Origin of the sequence: Paenibacillus sp. USDA918EY (assembly GCF_009870825.1) — a bacterium.
GTDB classification, from domain to species: domain Bacteria; phylum Bacillota; class Bacilli; order Paenibacillales; family Paenibacillaceae; genus Paenibacillus_AQ; species Paenibacillus_AQ albilobatus.
In genome coordinates this window covers 201187-224734 of the sequence record NZ_WTWY01000008.1, presented here as the reverse complement: position 1 = coordinate 224734, position 23548 = coordinate 201187, and the positions used below count along the sequence as shown (strand labels likewise).

The window sequence follows — 23548 nt, the reverse complement described above, 5'->3', positions numbered from 1 at the left end:
CAGAACTTTACAACGACACATAGATAAAGACACTTTCGCTGCAAGGCTTTTTTTTGCTTTTGGCATAAAAAAAGACGCAGCGGCCTGATCAGGTCATCAAGCTCTTTGCGTCTTTTTTGCTTTATGGCTCCCCATCAATCGACGGAGTCGGGCATCGTATTCTTCGAAAGCAGCCCTTTCAGCTCTTTCATGAACATATTGATGTCTTTGAACTGCCGGTATACGGAGGCAAACCGCACATAAGCGACCTCGTCCACCGGGTACAGCTGTTCCATGACAAGCTCGCCGACTTGGCGGCTTTCGACTTCGGCTACCGCGGTATTGCGCAGCGCTCTTTCAACCTCGGAGACGATGGCTTCGAGCTGTTCCACCGACACCGGGCGCTTCTCGCAAGCGCGGATCAGCCCGCGCAGCACTTTATCCCGGCTGAATTCCTCGCGGCTTCCATCCTTTTTAATGACGATGAGCGGAGTTTCCTCCACCATCTCAAACGTCGTAAAACGCCTGCTGCATTTTTCGCATTCGCGTCTGCGGCGGATCGACTTGTTGTCGTTGGCCGGACGGGAGTCAAGCACCTTGGTGCCCGCGTAATCGCAGTAGGGACATTTCATGCCTATTCACTTCCTTTGCGTCAGGATTTGTTTTTTCGAACGAAAAATAACTCAAATTTCCAATTGAAAATTCAATAAAAAAGTGATGAAGATCGAATCTTTGAGACATACTACTTTTACAAACAGCAAGGAGGTGAACATCAATGGCTCAAAACAACAACTCCAACAACCTGGTAGTGCCTAAAGCTACTGCAGCTCTGAACCAATTGAAATACGAAGTCGCTCAGGAACTGGGTATCTCCATCCCACAAGACGGATACCAAGGCAACATGACTTCCTACGAGAACGGTTCTCTCGGGGGACTCATCACTAAACGTCTGGTAACCCTGGCTGAACAACAACTGGCTGGTCAATTCCAATAATACATGCCTTTCCTAGGAAGTATTGGGGCAGCCGTAAAGGCTGCTTCAATACTTTCTTGTCATTATAGGCTTTCTATTATAATACTCGGAGGGATATTAGCGCAAAGACTTCATTTTGTGTAGTTTTTTTGGCTTGTCCGCCTAAAATCGGCTGTATATCCTCGTATATTGATTATAATAATAAATCACCCGCTGGACATAGTGCCTAGTCTCCCCGATCGGAATGTCCTTGACCGACTCAAGCGTTCCGTCCCAAACCCCTTTTTTCAGCCATCCGTCCACTTTTCCCGGTCCGGCGTTATAAGCCGCGATGACGGCGATGCGGTTGCCTTTGAACTGATTGTTCAAATTTTTCAAATACCATGTCCCGATGGCGATGCTGGCTTCCGGTTTATGTTTGAGATGATCCATCGTCACTTCCGGCAGTTTGGCCTGCTCCATCACCCATTGGGCCGTGTCCGGCATCAGCTGCATCAAGCCGAGGGCTCCTTTTTTCGATTCCTTGCCAAGCTTGTAATTGGATTCCACGCGGATAATCGATGCGATCAAAAACGGATCTACGTCATAACGTTCGGCCTGCTCGCGGATGTTATCCTTGTAATAGATCGGGTAAAACCAGGACATCCAGTTCGTGCTGAGGAACAGAACCGCGACGAACCCGATGAACAGCACAAGCAGAACTCTTTTTTTGCGCAAAAAACGTAACGCCTTCATGCCAATCCCGCTTGAAGCCAGAACCGATCCACTTGCCGCTCCGTCTCTTCAACGTCCCCGCTGTTGTCGATGACGATGTCAGCCTTCCGCTTCTTTTCCTCGATGTCCATTTGCGACCGGATCCGCGCTGACGCTTCCTCCGCCGTGAACCGGTTCCGCTCCATCAAACGCTCCAATTGAATCCGCTCGGGAGCGTATACGACCATTACCCGTTCAAACAAATGTTCAAGTTCCGATTCGTACAAAAGGGGAATATCCACCACCACCAGCTTGTCCGGATGTTCCCGCTGCAAAACGTCCATCCGCTCGCGAAGCTCCTTCCGGATCGCCGGATGCGTAATGTCATTCAGAGCTTTGCGCTGGGAAGGGTCGCGGAAGACGATATCCCCGAGCTTTTTCCGGTCAAGCGTCCCGTCCGCAAGCATCACGGCTTGTCCGAAATGTTCGGCAACCGCCGCCAAAACGGGATGACCCGGGAGCATGACTTCCCGGGCGATCGCGTCGGCATCGACAAGCAGAGCCCCTTTGTTGACAAGGAGCCTAGAGACGGTGCTTTTTCCTGTGGCAATACCTCCGGTTAACCCGATATTCATGTGCAAACCACCTCATAACAGCTTTATTATTCCCATGGCGATCAATAACAACGCCGGAAGCGCGGTAAAATGCCGCATCCATGATCTTGCCGCGAACTTGAACCCGGTTTTCATGCCGACCACCAAAAACGTTCCGCTAAACAATGCGATGACGAGGGCGGTCCAGACGGGAGAAAATCCGAGCAGCGCGGCTCCGAGCCCGGCGCCGAATGCATCGAGCGACAGCGCGATGCCAAGCCACATCGCTTCAAATCCCGAGATGCTTCCCGATTTATCGATATCCGCCGAAGACGGCGTCCGCAAAATGCGGATGACCAGGCCCAGCTTCCGGATTTCCAGCGAAAACACCGTTTGCTCCGGCATTTCCCCGGCAGGCGCAAGCAAAACCGCCTCGCCGGACTTCCCTGGATCCGCAGCCTTAATGCTGGCCGTATGTTTGTCGTCCCGGCCTTTTTCCTTTTGAATCAAAAGCTGAATCAGCGACCATGAACCCATCACAATCAAGATGACGGCCCCGACGGCCGATGCGGCATCCGGCGACACCACCCGGGCCAAAAGCACGCCAACCTGCATCGATATATAAATAATGACGCCGGAACAAACGGAAATGATTACGACGGACAGCGGCGAGATTTTCATCTGCCTCAGCCCATATGTAATCCCGACCCCGAAACTGTCCAAACTTAATGCAAATGCAAGCAGGAGCAGCGAAAAGACATGGCTGAGCACCCCTGATTTCCCTCCCCTTGTCGAAACGGACATTCGGAACCCGAAGGCATTGCAGCAAGGAATCGGGTTCTCGAGTTTTCCGTTTTGCCTGAAGTCCACTACGGTCTCAGTATATGGGAGAGACATGCAACGGGTGCACGCCTAAGTTTTTTTAATCCAGGGTTTGGCAATTCGGGCAGTAATGCGTGCCGCGGCCGCCGACGACCGTTTTTTCGATCGGCGTTCCGCAAGCGACGCACGGCTCGTTTTGGCGCCCGTATATTTTCAGCTGATGCTGGAACATCCCCATCTCTCCTTGTCCGTTCACATAGGACTTGATAGAGGAGCCGCCAACCTCGACCGCTTCCGACAGCGTCGCCACGACGGCCTGATGCAAGTCGCGAAACTGCTCGTCCGTCAGCGTGTTGGCCGGCTGCTCGGGGTGGATGCCGACCCTGAACAGGGACTCATCCACATAAATATTCCCGATGCCGACGACGTATGCCTGGTTCAGCAGCACCGCCTTGATTTTCGAGGTTTTGCCTCGTAAAGCTTCCTTGAATTTATCGACGGTGAACTCGGGATCGAGCGGCTCGAGGCCCAGCTTGTTCAGCGGGGGAGAATGAAACTCTTCCCCGGGCTTGAACAAATGCATCGTTCCGAACTGGCGCACGTCCTTGTAGCGAAGCTCGGTTCCGTCGTTAAAATGGAAGATGACATGCGTGTGCTTCTCAACGGGATCCGAGCTTGCATACACCCCGTACCGTCCCTCCATCCGAAGATGGGAAACCAGGACCAGCCCGTCCAGCAATATCCGCAAAAATTTGCCGCGGCGCTCTACGCCTTGAATCGTATGTCCCGCCAGCATGAAAGCAAACTGATCTATATCGTCAGGGCGCTGGATAATGCGCGCCAAATTTACGGTAACGCGGTCAATGACCTTGCCTTTGACCAATTGATTCAACGTTCTTTTGACTGTTTCAACCTCCGGCAATTCCGGCATGATGTCTTCACCTCAACCCCATTATAACGGATATGCGTCCGTTATGGGGCATTATTTCGCCTCGTACCAGTTCATACCATAGCTGACTTCCGCTTTCAGCGGCACGGACAGCTTCAGCGCTTTTTCCATCGTCTCAGGCACGAGCTTTTTCATAAGTTCCAGTTCGTCTTCAGGCACTTCGAATACAAGTTCGTCATGGACCTGCAGCAGCATGCGGCTTTTCAGCTTTTTCTCCGCCAAAGCGGCGTCCATGTGCACCATGGCCAGCTTGATGATATCCGCCGCGGTTCCCTGGATCGGGGTATTCATCGCGGTCCGCTCCGCGAAGGAACGCAGATTGAAATTGCTCGCATTGATTTCCGGCAGATACCGTCTTCTCTCAAGCAGCGTTTTTACGTACCCGTCACGCTTCGCATCCCGCACGATTTCATCCATATATCGGCGGACGCCGCTGAACGCATCGAAATATTGGTCGATGAAGCGCGCGGCTTCCTTCCGGGTGATGTTCAAGTTTTGGGACAAGCCGTAATCGCTGATGCCGTACACGATGCCGAAATTGACGGCTTTGGCCGATCGGCGCATATTGGCATCGACTTCATCCGCTTGGACGCCAAACACGTCCATCGCCGTTTTCGTATGAATGTCCATGTCATGCAGGAACGCTTCCTTCAGGCCCTCGTCGTCCGAAATGTGCGCAAGGACGCGCAGCTCGATTTGCGAGTAGTCCGCCGCAAGGATATACCAGCCCGGCTCGGACGGCACGAACACCTTCCGGATTTTCCGCCCTTCCTCAAGCCGGATCGGGATGTTTTGCAGGTTCGGGAATTGGCTGCTGAGGCGGCCCGTCGCCGCGATGTTTTGGCGGTAATAGGTGTGGACCTTGCCCGTTTCCGGCGAAACCTCCTTCAGGAGGCCTTCGACGTAGGTGGATTGCAGCTTCGCGATGGTCCGGTATTGCAGGATGAAGCGCACGATATCATGGTAAGGCGCAAGCTTTTCAAGCACCTCGGCATCGGTGGAATACCCGGTTTTCGTTTTTTTGATGACCGGCAGCCCGAGCTTCACGAACAAAATCTCGCCCAGCTGCTTCGGCGAATTCAGGTTGAATTCGGTGCCTGCGATTTCATAAATGTTTTTGACGAGTTCGTCGATCTGAGCCTCGAATTCCTTGCCGAGCTCGATCAAATCGTCCTTGTTCACGGAAATGCCCTGTTTTTCCATATCCGCCAAAATACGCGACAGCGGCATCTCGAGATCATGGAACAGCGACGCCATTTCGTTTCCTTCCAGCTCTTTTTCCTGCAGCGGAATCAAGTCCAAAATCGCCGCTCCCTTGGCGGCAAGATGCTTGCTCAGCACCTCCGTCTCAGGCACCTTGTATTTCGCTCCTTTTCCGAACACGTCCTCGTCGGACGCCAGCTGCTGCAGCCCGTATTTGGCGGCAAGGGCATGAAGGCTCTGATTGGATTCGGTCGGGTCGAGAAGATAAGCCGCCAGCTGCACGTCAAACGATGCCCCGGCAAAGGCGATGCCTTTCCAGTGCAAGGCCAGATCCGTCCGGTGCAGATCGTACCCGCGTTTAGGAATGCCGGCATCCGCCAGCCATGCCCGCAGCGGCTCCGCCGATTCGGATTTCAACACTTCAAACGATACGTAGAAATGCCGCTCCGAGCCGGAGAAGACCGCGCCGATCACCTCGGCGTGATGGGGATTTTCCCCGCTTGTTTCCACATGCAGCGCTTCGATGGAACCAAGGGCCTCGTTTAATTCAGCGATCCGGTCCTCGGTCAACACCTCGACCTTCAATTCCTTGGCCGGAGCTTGAGGTTCGCCGGAAGTATCGGTGACGCTGCCGTCCCCTTTAAAGGACAAACGTTCGAGCAGCGATTTAAACTCGAGTTTCGCCAGCGCGGGACCGGCGCTTTCTTCCTTTAATCCGTCGAAGATCATGTCGTCGAAAGACTTGTCCAGCGGCACTTCGCGGTAAATCGTCGCCAGCTTTTTGCTCAGGACGGCATCGTCCGCGTGCGTCTCGATTTTTTCTTTCATCTTGCCTTTCAGCTCGCCGGTATTGGACAGCACTTCCTCCACCGAGCCGAACTGATGCAGCAGCTTGAGCGCCGTTTTTTCCCCTACGCCCGGAATGCCGGGAATGTTGTCGGAAGCGTCGCCCATCAGGCCTTTCAGGTCAATGATTTGCAGCGGCGTCAAGCCGTATCTTTCCTGGATCTGTTCTGGCGAATACGTCTCGATTTCCGTTACGCCCTTCCGCGTCAGTCCGACTTGAACGTGATCCGATGCAAGCTGCAGCATATCTTTATCTCCGGTCACGACGAGAATTTGATGTCCCGCTTCCTCCGCAATCCGCGACACGGTACCGATAATATCGTCCGCTTCGTAACCTTCAAGCTCGAATTGGGAAATGCCGAATCCGTGCAGCAGCTCCTTCAGCAGCGGAAACTGTTCGGACAGCTCCGGAGGCGTCTTTTCCCGGCCGCCCTTGTATTCCTGGTATCCTTCATGGCGAAACGTCACTTTGCCGGCGTCGAAGGCCACCATCATATGCGTCGGCTTATGGTCTTCGATCAGGCGCAGCAGCATATTCGTAAAGCCGTATACTGCATTGGTGTGCAGTCCCTTGGTGTTCGTCAGCGGGGGCATCGCAAAAAATGCCCGGTAAATGATACTGTTCCCGTCAATCAGAATCAGTTTGCTCATACAGCACCTTCCCTTTTTCAACTTCCTTTATCCGTCAAAAGAAAAACATTCATCCGATGTATCTCAATGAAGACGTACCGCATTGAAGCGGAAATATCCCATGCGTTGTTTTCTTGCGATATGAGAGTGCGGTTTCTTTTAAACTATGCCTTCTCATATCTTAACACATGACCTTGTATTCGAGAAAAAAATCGGGGTTATAAATAGAAAAACACCGGAAAAATTTCCGATGTTTTCATCCATTCCAAACCCGCTGGCCAAGTTTGGCCAAATATGTCATAAATACCGTTGTTTCGCTGGTTCTACCGGTTCAGGTCAGGACGTGTTCCCGTTACCAGATAGACGGCGCTTTCCCCGATATTCGTCGCATGGTCCGCGATCCGTTCGATATAACGGCCGACCAGCGTCAACGATAAAGCTTGCGACAGCGAATCCGGGTTTACCCGCATATGATCGTATAATTCCGTTAAAATGCGGCTGTACAGCAGATCGACCTGGTCGTCGTCCTGCGCCATTTTGTAGGCCAAATCGGTATTTTCGTTCAAATAAGACGTAATGGCTTCTTCGATCATAACCTTTACGATTTCCGCCATTTGCGGAATGTCGATCAGCGGTTTGATGAGCTTCTCGCCCTGCAGGCGCAGCGTTACCTTCGCCACGTCCAACGCCAGATCGCCCATCCGCTCGAGATCGCTGGAGATTTTAAAGGCAACCAGTATTCTGCGGAGATCTTTGGCAACGGGCTGTTGGGTGACGATAAGGCGCGACCCGATATCCATAATCTCCTCTTCCATTTGGTTCAGCAGCGCATCCGCCTGCACGATTTCCTGCGCTTTTTCGCAATCCTGCGTCTTCAAGCTTGTGACCGCTCCATCAAGCGCGTCAACGACATGCTCCCCCATCCGGACAAGCAGCGAACGCAGCTGGTCCAGATCCTGATCCAATTCTTTTCTCCGAATCATGGCCGATGTTTCCCCCTATATAATATGTTTTGTTTCCCCTTTATATCAGCCGAAACGCCCGGAGATATAATCTTCCGTTCTCGCATCCCGCGGATTGCTGAACAGCGTTTTCGTATCGTCCGCTTCGACGACTTCCCCGTTCAGGAAAAAGACGGTTCGCCCGGATACGCGGGCAGCCTGGTGCATATTATGCGTGACCATGACGATGGTGTATTTTTCTTTCAGTTCCTGCACCAGCTCTTCGATCTTCAAGGTCGAAATCGGGTCGAGCGCGGACGTGGCTTCGTCCATCAGCAGAATATCGGGGCTGACCGCCAGGGCGCGGGCGATGCAAAGGCGCTGCTGCTGGCCGCCGGACAAGCTGAGCGCGGAACGCTTCAAATAATCTTTGACTTCTTCCCACAGCGCGGCCTGGCGCAAGCTTTCCTCCACGATGCCGTCCAGCGCGCTTTTGCTGCGGATGCCGTGGAGGCGCGGACCGTAAGCAACGTTGTCGTAAATCGACTTCGGGAACGGGTTCGGCTGCTGAAACACCATGCCGACCCGCTTGCGCAGTTCCTCCACATATACATCTTTGCCGTAAATGCCGATGCCGCCGATTTTGATGGAGCCCTCGATCCGCGTCCCGGTAATCATGTCGTTCATCCGGTTCAGCGTCCGCAGCAGCGTCGATTTGCCGCAGCCGGACGGGCCGATCAATGCGGTGACGGTATTTTGGGGAATGTCCAGGTTTATATTTTTTAACGCATGAAACTGTTCGTAATATAAATTCAAATCTTCGATTTCGATAATGTTTTCCATGTGCGACTCAGGTCTCCTTCGTTCATTGGGATATCCTGTACGTTTTATCAGTCGTTTGGACCTGTCTTGGACCTGCAACTCCATTTCATTGTATAACCGATATGTAAAAGCTGTACGCCTCAATTGTAAACGCAGTGTAAAATGTAAAATCGAAGGTTTCCGGTTTCCGGGTTCCAGTCTGCGGTCTCCGGTCTCAGTTCAAGCTTCGCTTCAAATCTTGTTTCACGCTTAATGCCTGCTTGGCGGTGTCCCGGGCCAGCCGGTAAACCGATTGCCCCGTCTTCTCCACTTCCCCCACGGCCTGCTCCAGCTCACCGAACATGCGGCTTCCCTCCGTCAACTGCGCGGCCCCGGCCTCGATCCGCCGGACGCCCGAAGCGGTGAGCGTACCGGTCTCTCCGGCCAAATGGCTGATGCCGTCGAGCAGCTTCGATATGTCCGCGGCCAGCTTTCGGGTTTGCGAAGCCAGCGACCTTACCTCGGCCGCAACGATTTGGAATCCCCGGCCCTGGCTGCCTGCATGGGCGGCTTCGATCGAGGCGTTGATCGCCAGCAGCCCGCTTTGGTCCGCCAGATCGGCGATGCCTTTTGTCAATGCGGAAATTTTGCCTGCATGCTCGATCAGGCGCTCCGCTTGCTCCTGGTTCCGATTCATGAGTTCAACGGCCTCGGCATACGATTCGCCCGCCTCGTTCAGCTTCAGCCTTCCTTCCGCCGTCCATGCCTTCATCCTTAGGCATTCGGTTAACGTAAGGTTCGCCGCATCCTCCACTTCGGCCAGCGATTGCTCCATGCCGCTTACATGCCCGTAGTTTTCGATGACGGTATGCTTGCGGAGCGCCTCCGCATCCTCCTGCAGCTCACCGGAGATTTTCATTAGATCGAGCACCGTCAATACGCCTTTCACCCGGCCGTTTTCGGTTACGATCACGCAGTCGTAAAAACGCGATTCCGGCCGGTCCAGCGCGCTGCGGATCATTTGGGCCGGGTCGTCGTCGATGTCCACCACGAGGATTTCCTTCTCGCAAAACCCTTGTACCGGACGGCCAAAATATAAATCGGCGGCAAAACGGCCGGTCAGTCTCCGGTAAAACGCCTCCTTCATCAGCAGGCCCTCCGGCCGCATTTCCTCCCCGCAAATGACGATGCACGGAAGATGCGGCTGCTCCCTCAGCATGCCGAAGGCTTCCCTGCAGGTGACGTCCGGTTTCAGCAGGGGTACGTTCCGCAGGTATCCCGCGGCGGAGCGCCTTCTCTCCGACTGTGCGGATGCGGGCGGCGCTGCGGCAAGATTGTCGGATAAACCGCCGTCGTTCCGTTTGTTCCCGTCCCCCGGCGAATGAAGATCGCTTTCTTTCTTTTTCTCCATTTGCAGCGTGCTCAAGGCAGACTCCCCCTAAATACGGCTCTTTTAGCTGCATCATAACCCCAAAAGATTAACGGGGAATGCGGGAACGATTCGGGGATTGTAAAATCATGAACTCCGATGGCAACAAAAAAAGCCCTCATCATGATGGTTGATGATGAGCGCTTCCTTTGTTGATCACAAGTTTGTATCCGACGCCGCGGATGGAATCGATGTGCACGGATTCGGGATCCAGCTCCAATTTTTTGCGGAGCGAGCTGACATGGACGTCCACCGTACGCTGCCCGCCGATATAATCGAAGCCCCAAACGGCATTCATCAAATCGTCCCTCGTCAGCACGACGCCCGGCTTGCGCGCGAGATACAGCAGAACCTCGAATTCCTTCGGCCTTAGGCTGATGCTGGTGCCGCCAAGCAACACTTCGTATTTCTCGGGGAAAATTTCCAGCTTGCCGAGGCGGATGGCCGAATCCGAGGTTTGCGGAGCGGCTTCCTCCTTTACCCCCGATACGCGGCGCAGCACCGTCGCAACCCTGGCCAGCAGCTCGGATACGCCAAACGGTTTGGTGATGTAATCGTCGGCGCCAAGCTTCAGGCCTTGAACGACTTCCTCCTCGGCGTTTTTGGCCGTCAAAATGATGACCGGCGTCGCAATGCCTTTTCCGCGCAGCTTGCCCAGAATGTCGAACCCGTTCATTCCCGGCAGCATCAAATCAAGCACGATCAAATCAAACGGTTCTTGAACCGCCCGCTCGAAGCCGGTTGTTCCGTGATCCGAGATGGTGACTTCGTAACCTTCCTGCGTCAGATTGTAGGACAGCAATCTGGCGAGAGTCGGTTCGTCTTCGATAACCAGCAATCGCTGTGACATTGCAAATATACCCCCGCTTCTCAAAAAACAATGGTTAAGGCTTCCGACAAGTCCATTGTACCACTCCATTGTAAACGCTGTGTAAAGAAATGCAAAATGTAAGGACATGGCTTGCGGTGCTTTACATTCGTTTTAATCCTGCAGCATCGGCAGTTCGACCGTAAACGTCGTACCGATGCCGAGCTCGCTTTCCACGGAAATTTCGCCGTGATGCAGCTCCACCAAATGCTTGACGATGGAAAGCCCTAACCCGGTGCCGCCCGAGCTTCTGGATCGTGCCTTATCCACCCGGTAAAACCGTTCGAAAATGCGCGGCTGGTCTTTTTTCGGAATGCCGATGCCCGTGTCGGTCACATGGATAAGGATCTTTTCCGTGCCTTCGGCGTCCTGAATCTCGTGGACGTTCAGCTCCACCTTGCCGCCGTCCTGCGTGTAGCTGATGGCGTTGGACAGCAGGTTGATCAAAATTTGGCGCAGCTTGTCCTCGTCCGCTTCAATAAACAGCTCCTCGGGAATGTCGCCATGCAGCGCGATCCTTTTTTTCTCGGCCACAGTCGCCATCGTGTCCAGGATCGACGCGCAGAATGTTGCCATGTGAACCGGCGCGTAATCCATCGGGGAACGCCTCGACTCGATTTTGGACAAATCGAGAATGTCGCTGATCAAACGGTTCAGCCGTTCGCTTTCATCGTAGATGATCTGCAGGAAAGAGCGGGCCGTCTCTTCGTCCTTCACGCCGCCTCCAAGCAGCGTCTCGGCAAAACCTTTTACCGCGGCCACCGGCGTCTTCAGCTCATGCGATACGTTTGCGACGAACTCGCTTCTCATGTTTTCCAGGCGGCGGATCGCGGTAATGTTCTGGAGCAGGAACAACATGCCTTTAAAGCTGCCGTCCTCCCCGAACATCGGCACGCCGTCCAATTGCAGAATCGTTTCTGCCGGCTGGTACACGCTCCGTTCCTCGTGAATGTTCTCCCGCCGCTCGATCCCTTCCTGAATGAGGCGCGTCAGTTCGTAGTACTGCTTCAGCTCGGCCACCGGCCGGCCGTTAAATTGCCCTCCCTTAATATGAAGCATGTTTTCGGTTGCCGGGTTGATCAGAGCGATTTTGCCCTCCGGATTGACGAGCAAAATCCCTGTCGTCATGTTATCCAGCACGCTTTGCAGCAGGTTTTCGTTGTCCCGGATCGTTTGCAGCTGATTTTGAAGGCTGTCGGCCATGCCGTTGATCGCTTTCGCCAGCTCGCCGATCTCGTCCTTCCGGTTGATGTTTACCCTGGCGTCGTAGTCCAGTTTCGAAATTCTCCCGGCGACCCGCGTAATTTTCTCCAAGGGAGAAGTCAACCCCGCCGCGACCCGGTAACTGACGACCGCAGCGATGACGAACAAAATGGCCAGGCCGCCGGCCATCAGCGTCCAGCCTTTGCGCACCCCTTGATCGACGGAAGCAAGGCTGACCGAAAGCCGGATGAAACCGTCAAAGTTCCCTGCCGATACGACGGGGACCGCCACGTACAGCATGTCCTCCTTTAGCGTGGAGCTGTGGCGAATCGCGCTGCCGGAGCCTTTTCGGGCCGCATCCTTGATTTCTTCGCGGCCGCTGTGGTTATCCATATGCCTCGGATCGCTTTCCGAGTCCCCGATGACGGTGCCGTTTTTCGAGATAAAAGTCACCCTGGAGTCGGTCAGAGCCGCCAGTTCCCTCGCTTCGCGGGTATAATAATCGATGGCGTCCCCGCTTTGCGCCTGATGAAAGTCAAAGGTCCGGCTGAGCAGCTGGATTTCCCGGATCATGTTTTCTTCCAGCGCGGAAATATGCGATTTTTCAAACACCCGGGCCATCGTCAAACCGGCACCCGCCATGGATATCCCGATCATAACCATTAAAATGATGGTGAGTCTGATGCGAAAGGGTCTCATGTCATGTCTTCCTTTTTATGGATTCAAGTGGATAATGCTGCCGTGTTCCTTCTCCTATCCTATCCCGAAACGTTTGCGATGAAAAGCATGCCGTTTACGGTAGCCTGCTCGCTTGGCATAAGAGTATAATAATAACCGAATGTCATGGCAGGATTAAATTTTAACATAAGGAGCGTATTGCTTTGGATTTTCCGATTGCAGCTTATATGTACCGATTGCAATACATCCGGCGCTGGAGCCTGATGCGAAACACGAGAACCGAAAACGTGGCGGAGCACTCCTTCCACGTGTCGCTTTTAACCCATATGCTTTGCCTGATCGGGAACACGTATTTTGGCCGGACATTAAATGCGGACCGCGCCGCCACTCTAGCATTGTACCATGACGTGGTCGAGGTGTTTACCGGCGATATCGCGACGCCCGTCAAACATAACAATCCGCAGCTGCTCGCCAGCTTTCGCGAAATGGAGAACATCGCGGCCAAACGGCTGGCAGCTATGGCTCCTCCCGAACTTCAAGGCGAGTATGCGAGCCTGTTCCGCCAGGATGCCGCGGATGCGGAGCAGCGCGAGCTGCTGCGTTACGTAAAAGCCGCCGACAGCCTGGACGCCTATCTCAAATGCGCCTTGGAGGTCGCGTCCGGAAACCGCGAATTCGCCGTAGCCAAGGAACAGACGTTGGCCAAAATCAAGCAGCTGCAGCTGCCCGAAGCCGACTATTTCCTTGAGCATATGGCTCCGAGCTTCGACATGTCGCTCGATGAGCTGTCGCAGCTCGCGCCGGATTCGGAGTGACGTTCCGGGAAGCTTTCAAAGAATCCGGGCACAAAAAAGGTTGAGCAGATGGAAACGTCTGCCCAACCTTTTTTTGGCGCTCGCGATTAGCCGTTGACGATCTCCCCGCCATTGACGTGGATGACTTGGCCGCTTACGTAAGAAGAATCGTCCGACGCGAGATAGACGTACGCCGGCGCCAGCTCTTCCGGCTGCCCCGGACGTTTCATCGGCGTGTCTCCTCCGAATTGGCTTACCTGCTTCTCGTCGAACGTGGACGGAATGAGCGGCGTCCAAATCGGACCGGGCGCCACCGCATTGACGCGGATGCCTTTTGGCGCCACGTTCATCGATAACGCCCGCGTGAAGCTGACGATGGCGCCCTTCGTGGCGGAATAATCGATCAGCGTCGGATTCCCCTTGTACGCGGTCACCGAAGCCGTGTTGACGATGGCGCAGCCGTTCTTCAAATGCGGCATCGCCATTTTCGTCATAAAGAACATGCCGAATATATTCGTGCGAAACGTCCGCTCAAGCTGCTCTTTCGTAATATCCTCGATTTTCTGCTGTGGATGCTGCTCGGCGGCGTTGTTGATCAAAACATCCAGTCCCCCCAGCTCCTGCACCGTCTTATTTACGGCGTTTTTGCAAAACGCCTCGTCGCCGATATCGCCCGGAATCAGCAGGCATTTGCGTCCTTCCTGTTCTACCTGCCGCTTCGTTTCCTCCGCGTCCCCATGCTCGTTCAAGTACACGATCGCGAGATCCGCGCCTTCCTTGGCGAACGCGACGGCCACGGCTCGTCCGATCCCGCTGTCCCCTCCGGTAATGATTGCCTTTTTGTTTTTCAGCTTTCCGGCGGCGACGTAATCTTTAGGTTCGTATTTCGGCAGCGGGTTCATTTCCGATTCGATCCCCGGTTGCCTGTTCTGATGCTGGGGAGGCATCGTTTGTTTGGTTTGTTGATTTCCTGACATGATTCATGCTCCTTTCCGTGCTGATCTTGGCTTTTTGTCCATTTCTGGCACACAGGATACCATTCCCATATTAGGATGCAAGTAAAACAAACCCTTTATGCGTCTGACGTTGTTTACTTACCCGCTTCTTCGGATCGTCAAACAAAAAAAGCATCCTCCCCAATCGATGGAAAGGATGCCCTTATCGTTCTTATGCAGCCGATTAAATAATGTGGTTGTATACCATAAAAAACAGCATCACAAGCACGCAGATCGCCAGCAATGCGCTGAGCGTGCGAATTTTTCCGGTTTCAACCGAAATGTCCCGGTTATTTTTAATGCCGTCCACGGCGAGGCGAAGCGGTTTGCCCATCATGCCGCTGATGGCTCCAATCGCAAGGAACAAAATAACGACCACGATCATCCAAGGCACGGAATATTTTCCTTGGCTCATCAAATATCCGCCGGTAAGCAGCTGGATAATCAACGCAATTTGCGCAAAAGTATTCAGGCTTCGGATCGCTGTCGCGCTTCCTTCCTGGGCTGCCAAAGACAGCTTGGCCACTTTCCCGATCGCAAACGGCAAAATCAGGTAAAATCCCAAAGCAGCGGCGCCAATAATATGTATGAATAACATTACCATTGCCATGAACCGTATCCCTCCACTTGTGTCTATGATTTAAATTACATCCACTATCATTTTACACCAACGAAAAGAAAAGAAAACCTCTAAATCGTGAACAAAATTAGAGGTTTTCCTTGCATAGTTGCTTGCTTGCGGAACAAGCGGTCCGTTACGCGTTCACGACTTGGATGACGCTGCGCACGGAGTCCGCCGATTTGTCGAGCGCCGCTTTTTCTTCGGCCGTCAGCTCCAGCTCGAACACTTTTTCGATGCCGTCGCCGCCGAGGATGGCGGGAACGCCGAGGAACAAATCGTTGTAGCCGTATTCGCCTTCGAGATAAGCGATGACCGGTATGATCCGCTTTTTGTCTTTAATGATCGCTTCCGCCATTTGCACAAGGGAAGCCGCAGGCGCGTAATACGCGCTGCCGTTGCCGAGCAGGTTGACGATTTCGCCGCCGCCCACGCGGGTCCGCTGTACGATGGCCTCGATGCGGTCCGCCGGGATCAGCTTGTCGATCGGGATGCCGCCGACGTTCGAATAACGAACGAGCGGAACCATATCGTCGCCGTGTCCGCCAAGCACGAAGCCGCGAACGTCTTCCACGGATACGTTCAGCTCCTGCGCGATAAACGTGCAGTAACGGGCGGTATCGAGCACGCCGGATTGGCCGATGACGCGGTTTTTCGGGAAACCGAGCGTTTTGTACGCAGCATACGTCATGGCGTCTACCGGATTGCTCAGGATGATGACGAACGATTCCGGAGCGACCCTTTTCACGTTTTCGCAAACGGATTTCATGATGCCCGCGTTTGTGTTCACGAGATCGTCGCGGCTCATGCCCGGTTTGCGCGCTACGCCGGCCGTAATGATGACGATGTCGGAGCCGGCCGCGTCGTCATAGCTGGAAGTGCCGATGATTTGGCTGTCGAAGCCTTGCACCGGACTTGCTTCCAGCATGTCGAGCGCCTTGCCTTTCGTCGGGTTTTCCAATTGAGGGATATCAAGCAATACCACGTTTCCCAGTTCTTTTTGAGCCAGCATTAAAGCCGTAGTCGCGCCGGTGAAACCGGCGCCTACAACCGTAATTTTTTTACGTGTTAATGCCATGAACCTCACTCCTACATGTTTTTGATGACTTCATCTGCAAACTCGGAGCATTTGACTTGGGTTGCGCCGTCCATCAGGCGGGCAAAGTCGTAAGTGACGGTTTTGTTGTTGATGGAAGTTTCCATGCCTTTGTAGATCAGGTCGGCCGCTTCCTGCCATCCGAGATGCTCAAGCAGCATGACGCCGGACAGGATGACGGAACCAGGGTTCACGACGTCTTTGTCCGCATATTTCGGAGCCGTGCCGTGCGTAGCTTCGAAGATCGCGTGTCCGGTAACGTAGTTGATGTTCGCGCCCGGAGCGATGCCGATACCGCCGATTTGGGCAGCCAATGCGTCGGACAGGTAGTCGCCGTTCAGGTTCAGCGTCGCGATGACGTCGAAGTCGGTCGGACGAGTCAACACTTGCTGCAGGGCGATGTCCGCAATCGCGTCCTTCACGATGATTTTGCCTTCGGCTTCCGCAGCGCTTTGAGCGGCATTCGCGGCGTCTACGCCGTCTTTTTCCTTAATGGCGTCGTATTGCGCCCAAGTGAACACTTTATCGCCGAATTCTTGTTCAGCCACTTCGTAGCCCCAGTTTTTGAAGGCGCCTTCCGTAAATTTCATGATGTTGCCTTTGTGAACGAGCGTCACGCTCTTGCGGCCGTGTTTGATCGCATATTCGACAGCGGCGCGAACGAGACGTTTGGAACCTTCGGAGGAAACCGGCTTGATGCCGATGCCGGAAGTTTCAGGGAAGCGGATTTTGTTGACTCCCATTTCTTCCTGAAGGAATTTGATGACCTTTTTCACTTCTTCGGAGCCTTCTTTGTATTCGATCCCTGCATAAATATCTTCGGTATTTTCACGGAAAATAACCATGTCGACTTGTTCAGGATGTTTCACCGGCGAAGGCACGCCATTGAAATAACGCACAGGACGCAAGCAGACGTACAAATCAAGCTCTTGGCGAAGCGCCACGTTCAGGGAACGGATGCCGCCGCCGATCGGCGTAGTCAAAGGTCCTTTGATGGCAACGATATATTCACGGATGGCTTCAAGCGTGTCGTTCGGCAGCCATTCTCCGTATGTATTGAATGCTTTTTCGCCGGCGAATACTTCGTACCACGCGATTTTTTTGGAACCGCCGTAAGCCTTGTCCACCGCAGCGTCCAGAACGCGTTTGGAAGCTTTCCAAATGTCGCGGCCGGTGCCGTCGCCCTCGATAAAAGGAATGATCGGGTTGTTGGGCACCTGAAGCTTGCCGTTTACGATTTCGATTTTTTCACCCTCGGTAGGAAGCGCGAATTTTTCCAATTTCATTATGAACATCCTCCTTTGTTTAATAACATGATTTCTGGCTCACTGACAGCCGGATAGGGGCTCCGAAAACGCGCAGCATGCGTCGTTTCGGTCCCCTAGCATGAAACGTTGCCCATTATGCGCGCTGTTCGACCGGCACGTATTTCTGATCGGTCTGCCCCACATATTCGGCACGCGGACGGATAATCCGGTTGTTCTCGTATTGTTCGAGAATATGGGCGGTCCATCCGGACACGCGGCTGATGGCAAAAATCGGAGTAAACAACTCGTGATTGATCCCTAGCTGAGTATACACAGAAGCGGAGTAGAAATCCACATTTGGCCGCAAACCTTTTTGGCTTGTGACCAGATCGTCGATCTTGACGGACATGTCGTACAGCTGCGTATCGCCTTTCATTTCGCCAAGCTCGCGGGACATTTTTTGCAAATGCTTCGCGCGCGGATCGCCGTTTTTGTAGACGCGGTGGCCGAAGCCCATGATTTTGTCGCGGTTTTCCAGCTTGTTCATGATGTACGGCTCGACGTTTTCGATCGATCCGATTTCGTTCAGCATTTTCATGACGGCTTCGTTGGCTCCGCCGTGCAGCGGCCCCTTCAAGGCGCCGATCGCCGAAGTCACCCCGGAATAGATGTCTGAAAGCGTAGCCACGGTTACGCGAGCGGCGAACGTGGAAGCGTTCAGCTCATGGTCCGCATGCAGCACAAGCGCCTGATCCAACGCTTTCACCGAAACCTCGTCCGGCTTTTCGCCTCTGAGCATGTACAGGAAGTTTTCGGCAATGGATACCCCCGCCAGCGGCGCTACAGGCTCTTTCCCTTCGCGGATGCGGGCCAGCGCAGCGATTACAGTAGGCAGCTTTGCCTGAAGGCGGACCGCTTTCCGTTCGTTAGCTTCACGGCTCATGTCATCGGCTTCCCCATCGTACAGGGCGAGGGCGGATACAGCCGAACGGAGAGCAGCCATCGTGTTTGTATCTTTAGGATATGATTTCATTTGCTGGATGACTTCATCCGGAATGGTAGCTTCGTTGCTTAAATCCTGTTGGAGCTGTTTCAGTTCTGCATCATTAGGCAGTTTTCCGAACCACAGCAGATAGGCTACTTCTTCAAAACTTGCATTTTGCGCAAGATCATCGATATTGTAACCGCGGTATGTGAGCACACCGTCCACGATCGAGCTGATGGAAGAAGCTGCGGCGACAATTCCCTCAAGGCCTTTCGTAGCTGTCATCGTACATCTCTCCTTTGTAAAACGGATTTTAAAACAGGTAAACGAGCCGTGAAAACATTTACATTTTACGAGAAAGAAAAAAGACGGCCGTCCGCCATTCTACCTGACATGAGCTGCGTCAAAGTAATGGAATCATTATTATCATAAAGTATTTTGTCGGATATGTGAACATAAGCGCCCCCGATAAGAGCATCAAATTGTTTTATCAGACACATAAAATAATTTTTATCATCAAGTAAAACCATTCGCCTAACGGCGATAAATCGTGATTTTTCCGTCCTTCATTTTCCGCTCGATCCATTTCAATATCAAAAAACGGTACAGCGGCCGGGTCAGCGGGAAGACCATCGTAAAGCCGACGATGTCGGTAATAAATCCAGGCACGACAAGCAAAATGCCGCCGATAAACACGCATAATCCGTCCACCAGGCTTCTTCCCGGCACCTGCCCGGCGTTCATCCGGGCGCGCGAATCTTCCAATACTTTGCGCCCCTCAAAACGCATCATCACCATTCCGATCACGGAGGTTACGACCGTTAAAAGGAATGTGTTCCCGGACCCGACCCGGCTCGCCACCAGGTCAAAACCGTAAATCTCCGCAACTACGATCAATAGAACCGCCAGCGGCCATTTCCACATTACGACACTCCTCCCCCGGCAAGCGCCTTGCTCAAAGCCTCATACAGCTCCGGAGCGCTTTTATCCAGCCTTACGGGATGCCATTCCCGGTTGACCCACACATGGCTTGTCGAACCGGATACAAGCAGCTCCCCGGGCAGCTTAAGCCCCTCGTCGTACGATGCAGGTGCCAGTCCCTGGCGTTCTTCGTCCGAAAGTCTTCTCACCTCGTACGCATATTTGATTCGCAATTTGGAAAAATCGGTCATCCGCGTAAAAATCGTAATCTCGTCGTCGTAGCGCGCGGGCTGATTGAATTTCATGTCCAAATCGGTTACGGGCAGCAAAACGCCCCGTTCTTCCATGCTTCGGTATGTAATGCCAAGCTCGCGGATCATTTCGGTCCGCCCGATCTCGAACCAGTTCAAATAATTGGCGTGGTACACCACGCCCATCTGGTCGCTTTCCTGGTAACGGACCCGGATGGTCGTGCAATGCCAGCGGCCGGGCTTGTCCCCCATGTCTTTTCCCATGTCTGCCAAAGTCCTTTCTTCGAAATTTCTTCCAATGTTTTCAGTATAACATAGGGCCCTCTCAACTCTCGAATTTGCGGCATAAGACATCTATAAAAAATGTTTATATAGGTATTTTGTTCCACTTTCCACTCAATCTATTCAACCTAACGGGATGGTCCCGGCATGGATTTCTATGGCAACCCCCTCTTATCTTTTAGAAAAAAAGGCTGCGCAGGAGTCGCCTGCGCAGCCTTTCTTGAGTTCATGCGAAATATGCGGTTAAAACGTGAACGTATCGCCTTGCCGGCTATTCGTTCGGAATTTGGCTCACTTTGACCAGGTTCGTCGAACCGGATTGTCCAAGCGGCACGCCGGCCGTAATGACAACCAGATCTCCAGGTTTCACGAGGCCGGATTCCAGGCCGCCCTTCATGGAGTATTCGAACATTTCGTCCGTGGAAGCCGCCGTTTTGCCTTGGATCGGCGTTACGCCCCAAGTCAGCGCCAGCTGGCGGAGCGTACGCTCTTTGGTCGTCACGGCGATGATCGGAGCCTGCGGACGGTATTTGGACACGACGCGTGCCGTCAGGCCGGATTCCGTGGAAGAAATGATCGCTTTCGCGTTCAAATCGAGCGCGGAGATCGCTACCGATTGGCTGATCGCTTCCGTAACGGTCGTTTCCTGAGCGATTCTTTGCTTCAGGAAAATTTCGCGGTAGTTCAAAGCGGATTCGGCTTTTTCCGCGATGCGGGACATCGTCAGCACGGATTCCACCGGATATTTGCCCGCAGCCGTTTCGCCGGAAAGCATGATGGCGTCGGTACCGTCAAAAATCGCGTTGGCCACGTCGCTCGCTTCGGCGCGGGTCGGACGCGGGTTGCGCTGCATGGAGTCGAGCATTTGCGTCGCGGTAATAACCGGCTTGCCCGCAAGGTTACATTTCTCGATCATGCGTTTTTGGACCAACGGCACTTCTTCCGCAGGAATTTCCACGCCGAGGTCGCCGCGGGCAACCATCAAGCCGTCGGAAGCTTCGAGAATTTCGTCGAGGTTGTCCACCCCTTGCTGATTCTCGATTTTGGAAATGATTTTGATATGGCCAGCGTTATGCTTTTCCAGCAGATCGCGGATTTCTTGAACGTCGCTTGCTTTGCGGACGAAGGAGGCTGCGATAAAATCGATGTCCTGCTCGATCCCAAACACGATATCGTTGGCGTCTTTTTCAGTGATTCCCGGCAGAGAAATCGCTACACCCGGCACGTTTACGCCTTTCTTGCTCTTGATGGTGCCTCCGTTGACGATGCGGCATTTGATTTCGGTGCCTTCGACGCCGACAACCGTAAGCCCGATCAGACCGTCGTCGATCAGAATGGTGGAGCCGACTTCCACATCGTTAGGAAGATCTTTGTAAGTAATGGAGATGCGGTCTTTGTCTCCCAAAATTTCTTCGGTCGTCAACGTGATGTATTCGTCTTGAACCAGCTCGATCGGCTCTACCGCCATTTTGCCCGTGCGGATCTCAGGTCCTTTCGTGTCAAGCAGGATCGCAACGGTTTTGTTAAGTTCCTTCGCTGCCTGGCGGATGTTTTTGATCCGGTTGCCATGCTCCTCGAAATCGCCGTGCGAGAAGTTCAGGCGGGCGACGTTCATGCCTGCGAGAATCAACTTTTTGGTGTTTTCCAACGATTCGCTCGAAGGTCCGATAGTACATACGATTTTAGTTTTGCGCATTTGGGTCTCCTCCGTTTTTCATAAAAATCTCTCTATCCTACATCTTTATCCAACAACTAAATTTACTACAAATTTAAGACTTTGTATAGGAACTTTGTCATATCTATCTTTGACAAGTTGTGCCTATTCTATTGCTGTGGCAGTCGAAGATTGCTCAAATGCGAATTTTCCGATCTTGCGGAACTTCTGGTATCTGTCTTCTTTCAAGGCTGCGCCGTCCATTTCGGACAGCTCCTCCAAATGCCGGACCAGCGCTTCCTTGATCGCCGACGCGGTCCATTCGTAATTTTTGTGGGCGCCGCCGACCGGCTCCGGAATGATCTCCTCGATCACCTCGAACCCAAGCAGGTCTTTGGCGGTAATTTTCATCGCCTCGGCCGCCTGGTCGGCCTTCGACGCATCCTTCCACAAAATCGACGCGGCCCCGTTCGGCGAAATCGCCGAATAGATGGCATGCTCGAGCATCAGGACACGGTTGCCTACGGCCATCGCAAGAGCACCGCCGCTTCCACCTTCGCCGATGATCACACAAATGACAGGAACGCCGAGCGCGGACATCTCCCGTAAATTCCGGGCGATCGCTTCGGACTGTCCTCTTTCTTCTGCTGTATTGCCCGGATACGCGCCTTTGGTGTCGACAAAGGTAATGATCGGGCGTTTAAACTTGTCCGCCTGCTGCATCAGGCGCAGCGCCTTGCGGAATCCTTCCGGATGCGCGCTGCCGAAGAAACGGGCGATGTTGTCCTTCGTATCTTTCCCCCGCTGCTGGCCGATCACCGTCACCGGTCTTCCGTCCAGCTTGGCGAGCCCGCCAACGACGGCGAGATCGTCGCCGAACACGCGGTCGCCGTGGAGTTCGATAAAGTCGGTAAAGATGAGCTGGATCAGGTCAAGCGAGGTCGGACGCTGCTGATGCCTCGCCACATGCATTTTCTGGTGCGGGGAAATGTTCGAATAAATCTCGTGCTCCAGTTCCGCATAACGTTCTTCCAGCCTCGAAATTTCCTCGGTAAAATCGATACCCTTGTCCTGTCCGAACTGCTTCAGCTCGTTAATTTTTTGGCGCATTTCAACAAGGGGTTTTTCAAAAGGCAATTCTCCCGCCACTTAGTATCCCCCTTTCACGCTGTGCATCTCAAGGAGCTTGTACAACATTGGACGAAGCTCTTTGCGATGGACGACCAGGTCGAGCTGGCCGTGGGCCAGGTTGAATTCCGCCGTCTGGAAATCATCCGGCAGCTTCTGGCGGATGGTCTGCTCGATGACGATCCGGCCGGCAAATCCGAACACGGCGCCCGGCTCGGCAATGTTAATGTCACCAAGCGTGGCAAAACTGGCAGAAACACCGCCAGTCGTAGGATCCGTAATCACGGAGATGTATAAGCCGCCTTTTTCGTTGAAACGGGACAAGGCCGCGCTTGTTTTGGCCATCTGCATCAAACTGAGGATGCTCTCCTGCATGCGCGCTCCGCCCGAAGTCGAGAAAATGACCAGCGGCAAATCCTTTTCGGTCGCCACCTCAATGGCGCGCGTAATCTTTTCGCCTACGACCGAACCCATGCTTCCGGTAAAGAAATCGAAGCTCATGACGGCTACGACGACAGGCAGTCCTTCGATGGTGCCTTGTCCGGTAATGACGGCCTCGCGCAGACCCGACTTCATTTTCTGCTGTTCCAGCTTCGTTCCGTACCCCGGAAATTGCAGCGGATCCACCGATACCATGCCGCTGTCGAATTCCTCGAAGCCCTCTTCATCGAGGATCATATGAATCCGTTCCATGGCGTTCAGGCGCATGTGGTACCCGCAGTTCGGGCAAACCTTCAAATTTTTCTCCAGCTCTTTGCTGTATTGAATCGTGCCGCACTTGGGACATTTATTCATGAGCCCTTCGGGAACTTCCCGCCGGGGTCTCTCGCTTTCGCCAGGCTCGGCGCCTCTTCCTACACGATCTGAAGGAATGGTCGCGTACTTCCTTTTTTTCTGAAACAAGTCTTTAAACACAACTACACCTCTCCAGCCGTTTATTTGCTCAGCCGCACCAAATGCTCAATCAA

Annotated in this window: 23 protein-coding genes; 2 read left to right on the top strand and 21 right to left on the bottom strand. The window is 53.5% G+C overall.

Annotated elements, in window-relative coordinates; all coding sequences use genetic code 11:
- Nucleotides 1-134: 134 nt before the first annotated feature.
- On the bottom strand, nt 135-611 hold the full coding sequence (nrdR, locus tag GQY55_RS18125; protein ID WP_160043274.1) for a transcriptional regulator NrdR: 477 nt from the start codon (nt 609-611) through the stop codon (nt 135-137).
- Nucleotides 612-754: 143 nt separating this feature from the next.
- Here nrdR and GQY55_RS18120 point away from each other — a divergent pair, with 143 nt between their 5' ends.
- Nucleotides 755-973, top strand: a complete 219-nt coding sequence (locus GQY55_RS18120) for an alpha/beta-type small acid-soluble spore protein (RefSeq protein ID WP_160043273.1) — start codon at nt 755-757, stop codon at nt 971-973.
- A 141-nt stretch (nt 974-1114) separates the two neighbouring features.
- Here GQY55_RS18120 and GQY55_RS18115 read toward each other — a convergent pair whose 3' ends face one another.
- From GQY55_RS18115 to pnpS, 10 genes are all read right to left on the bottom strand, one after another.
- Nucleotides 1115-1687 (bottom strand): lytic transglycosylase domain-containing protein, encoded by a 573-nt coding sequence (locus GQY55_RS18115; RefSeq protein WP_160043272.1) that lies wholly within the window; start codon nt 1685-1687, stop codon nt 1115-1117.
- On the bottom strand, nt 1684-2280 hold the full coding sequence (gene coaE, locus GQY55_RS18110; protein ID WP_160043271.1) for a dephospho-CoA kinase: 597 nt from the start codon (nt 2278-2280) through the stop codon (nt 1684-1686). Before coaE ends, GQY55_RS18115 begins: the two co-directional genes overlap by 4 nt.
- A gap of 12 nt (nt 2281-2292) precedes the next feature.
- Nucleotides 2293-3009 carry a manganese efflux pump gene (locus GQY55_RS18105; protein WP_160043270.1) on the bottom strand — a complete coding sequence of 239 codons (717 nt, stop codon included), beginning with the start codon at nt 3007-3009 and terminating at the stop codon, nt 2293-2295.
- A 151-nt stretch (nt 3010-3160) separates the two neighbouring features.
- The gene (mutM, locus tag GQY55_RS18100; protein WP_160043269.1) at nt 3161-3991 is read right to left on the bottom strand and encodes a DNA-formamidopyrimidine glycosylase; all 831 of its coding nucleotides are present in this window, start codon (nt 3989-3991) and stop codon (nt 3161-3163) included.
- A 51-nt stretch (nt 3992-4042) separates the two neighbouring features.
- On the bottom strand, nt 4043-6709 hold the full coding sequence (gene polA, locus GQY55_RS18095; protein WP_160043268.1) for a DNA polymerase I: 2667 nt from the start codon (nt 6707-6709) through the stop codon (nt 4043-4045).
- Nucleotides 6710-7011: 302 nt separating this feature from the next.
- Nucleotides 7012-7671 carry a phosphate signaling complex protein PhoU gene (gene phoU / locus GQY55_RS18090; RefSeq protein ID WP_160043267.1) on the bottom strand — a complete coding sequence of 220 codons (660 nt, stop codon included), beginning with the start codon at nt 7669-7671 and terminating at the stop codon, nt 7012-7014.
- A gap of 45 nt (nt 7672-7716) precedes the next feature.
- Nucleotides 7717-8472 carry a phosphate ABC transporter ATP-binding protein PstB gene (gene pstB / locus GQY55_RS18085; protein ID WP_160043266.1) on the bottom strand — a complete coding sequence of 252 codons (756 nt, stop codon included), beginning with the start codon at nt 8470-8472 and terminating at the stop codon, nt 7717-7719.
- 193 nt (nt 8473-8665) lie between these two features.
- The gene (locus GQY55_RS18080) at nt 8666-9856 is read right to left on the bottom strand and encodes a methyl-accepting chemotaxis protein (RefSeq protein ID WP_160043265.1); all 1191 of its coding nucleotides are present in this window, start codon (nt 9854-9856) and stop codon (nt 8666-8668) included.
- 124 nt (nt 9857-9980) lie between these two features.
- Complete coding sequence (locus GQY55_RS18075; RefSeq protein ID WP_160043264.1) at nt 9981-10709, bottom strand: response regulator transcription factor; 729 nt, start codon at nt 10707-10709, stop codon at nt 9981-9983.
- Nucleotides 10710-10841: 132 nt separating this feature from the next.
- Complete coding sequence (pnpS, locus tag GQY55_RS18070; RefSeq protein ID WP_160043263.1) at nt 10842-12629, bottom strand: two-component system histidine kinase PnpS; 1788 nt, start codon at nt 12627-12629, stop codon at nt 10842-10844.
- A 206-nt stretch (nt 12630-12835) separates the two neighbouring features.
- Here pnpS and yfbR point away from each other — a divergent pair, with 206 nt between their 5' ends.
- The gene (gene yfbR, locus GQY55_RS18065; RefSeq protein ID WP_160043325.1) at nt 12836-13423 is read left to right on the top strand and encodes a 5'-deoxynucleotidase; all 588 of its coding nucleotides are present in this window, start codon (nt 12836-12838) and stop codon (nt 13421-13423) included.
- Nucleotides 13424-13509: 86 nt separating this feature from the next.
- On the opposite strand, the gene GQY55_RS18060 is transcribed toward yfbR, so the two are convergent.
- The 10 genes from GQY55_RS18060 to accD all read right to left on the bottom strand — a co-directional run bounded on the left by GQY55_RS18060 (nt 13510) and on the right by accD (nt 23495).
- Nucleotides 13510-14379 (bottom strand): SDR family oxidoreductase, encoded by an 870-nt coding sequence (locus GQY55_RS18060; protein ID WP_160043262.1) that lies wholly within the window; start codon nt 14377-14379, stop codon nt 13510-13512.
- Nucleotides 14380-14581: 202 nt separating this feature from the next.
- Nucleotides 14582-15007, bottom strand: coding sequence for a hypothetical protein (locus GQY55_RS18055; RefSeq protein WP_160043261.1), 426 nt, complete (start codon nt 15005-15007; stop codon nt 14582-14584).
- Between the two features lie 145 nt (nt 15008-15152).
- Complete coding sequence (mdh, locus tag GQY55_RS18050) at nt 15153-16094, bottom strand: malate dehydrogenase (protein ID WP_160043260.1); 942 nt, start codon at nt 16092-16094, stop codon at nt 15153-15155.
- Between the two features lie 11 nt (nt 16095-16105).
- On the bottom strand, nt 16106-17398 hold the full coding sequence (gene icd, locus GQY55_RS18045) for an NADP-dependent isocitrate dehydrogenase (RefSeq protein WP_036707858.1): 1293 nt from the start codon (nt 17396-17398) through the stop codon (nt 16106-16108).
- 115 nt (nt 17399-17513) lie between these two features.
- Nucleotides 17514-18629, bottom strand: a complete 1116-nt coding sequence (gene citZ, locus GQY55_RS18040; RefSeq protein WP_160043259.1) for a citrate synthase — start codon at nt 18627-18629, stop codon at nt 17514-17516.
- Between the two features lie 249 nt (nt 18630-18878).
- Complete coding sequence (locus GQY55_RS18035) at nt 18879-19268, bottom strand: FxsA family protein (RefSeq protein ID WP_160043258.1); 390 nt, start codon at nt 19266-19268, stop codon at nt 18879-18881.
- The gene (locus tag GQY55_RS18030) at nt 19268-19780 is read right to left on the bottom strand and encodes an acyl-CoA thioesterase (protein WP_160043257.1); all 513 of its coding nucleotides are present in this window, start codon (nt 19778-19780) and stop codon (nt 19268-19270) included. Before GQY55_RS18030 ends, GQY55_RS18035 begins: the two co-directional genes overlap by 1 nt.
- A 289-nt stretch (nt 19781-20069) precedes the next feature.
- Nucleotides 20070-21494: a pyruvate kinase gene (gene pyk / locus GQY55_RS18025; protein ID WP_160043256.1), complete on the bottom strand. Its 1425-nt coding sequence runs from the start codon at nt 21492-21494 to the stop codon at nt 20070-20072.
- A gap of 123 nt (nt 21495-21617) precedes the next feature.
- Nucleotides 21618-22601 (bottom strand): acetyl-CoA carboxylase carboxyltransferase subunit alpha, encoded by a 984-nt coding sequence (locus GQY55_RS18020; RefSeq protein ID WP_160043255.1) that lies wholly within the window; start codon nt 22599-22601, stop codon nt 21618-21620.
- The gene (gene accD / locus GQY55_RS18015) at nt 22602-23495 is read right to left on the bottom strand and encodes an acetyl-CoA carboxylase, carboxyltransferase subunit beta (protein ID WP_160043254.1); all 894 of its coding nucleotides are present in this window, start codon (nt 23493-23495) and stop codon (nt 22602-22604) included.
- Nucleotides 23496-23548 lie beyond the last annotated feature (53 nt).

Coding starts and splice junctions, on each gene's coding strand:
- nrdR (WP_160043274.1), bottom strand. CDS start 611: ATGAAATGTCCCTACTGCGATTACGCGGGCACCAAGGTGCTTGACTCC.
- GQY55_RS18120 (WP_160043273.1), top strand. CDS start 755: ATGGCTCAAAACAACAACTCCAACAACCTGGTAGTGCCTAAAGCTACT.
- GQY55_RS18115 (WP_160043272.1), bottom strand. CDS start 1,687: ATGAAGGCGTTACGTTTTTTGCGCAAAAAAAGAGTTCTGCTTGTGCTG.
- coaE (WP_160043271.1), bottom strand. CDS start 2,280: ATGAATATCGGGTTAACCGGAGGTATTGCCACAGGAAAAAGCACCGTC.
- mutM (WP_160043269.1), bottom strand. CDS start 3,991: ATGCCGGAATTGCCGGAGGTTGAAACAGTCAAAAGAACGTTGAATCAA.
- polA (WP_160043268.1), bottom strand. CDS start 6,709: ATGAGCAAACTGATTCTGATTGACGGGAACAGTATCATTTACCGGGCA.
- phoU (WP_160043267.1), bottom strand. CDS start 7,671: ATGATTCGGAGAAAAGAATTGGATCAGGATCTGGACCAGCTGCGTTCG.
- pstB (WP_160043266.1), bottom strand. CDS start 8,472: ATGGAAAACATTATCGAAATCGAAGATTTGAATTTATATTACGAACAG.
- GQY55_RS18075 (WP_160043264.1), bottom strand. CDS start 10,709: ATGTCACAGCGATTGCTGGTTATCGAAGACGAACCGACTCTCGCCAGA.
- pnpS (WP_160043263.1), bottom strand. CDS start 12,629: ATGAGACCCTTTCGCATCAGACTCACCATCATTTTAATGGTTATGATC.
- yfbR (WP_160043325.1), top strand. CDS start 12,836: ATGTACCGATTGCAATACATCCGGCGCTGGAGCCTGATGCGAAACACG.
- GQY55_RS18060 (WP_160043262.1), bottom strand. CDS start 14,379: ATGTCAGGAAATCAACAAACCAAACAAACGATGCCTCCCCAGCATCAG.
- GQY55_RS18055 (WP_160043261.1), bottom strand. CDS start 15,007: ATGGCAATGGTAATGTTATTCATACATATTATTGGCGCCGCTGCTTTG.
- mdh (WP_160043260.1), bottom strand. CDS start 16,094: ATGGCATTAACACGTAAAAAAATTACGGTTGTAGGCGCCGGTTTCACC.
- icd (WP_036707858.1), bottom strand. CDS start 17,398: ATGAAATTGGAAAAATTCGCGCTTCCTACCGAGGGTGAAAAAATCGAA.
- citZ (WP_160043259.1), bottom strand. CDS start 18,629: ATGACAGCTACGAAAGGCCTTGAGGGAATTGTCGCCGCAGCTTCTTCC.
- GQY55_RS18035 (WP_160043258.1), bottom strand. CDS start 19,268: ATGTGGAAATGGCCGCTGGCGGTTCTATTGATCGTAGTTGCGGAGATT.
- GQY55_RS18030 (WP_160043257.1), bottom strand. CDS start 19,780: ATGGGAAAAGACATGGGGGACAAGCCCGGCCGCTGGCATTGCACGACC.
- pyk (WP_160043256.1), bottom strand. CDS start 21,494: ATGCGCAAAACTAAAATCGTATGTACTATCGGACCTTCGAGCGAATCG.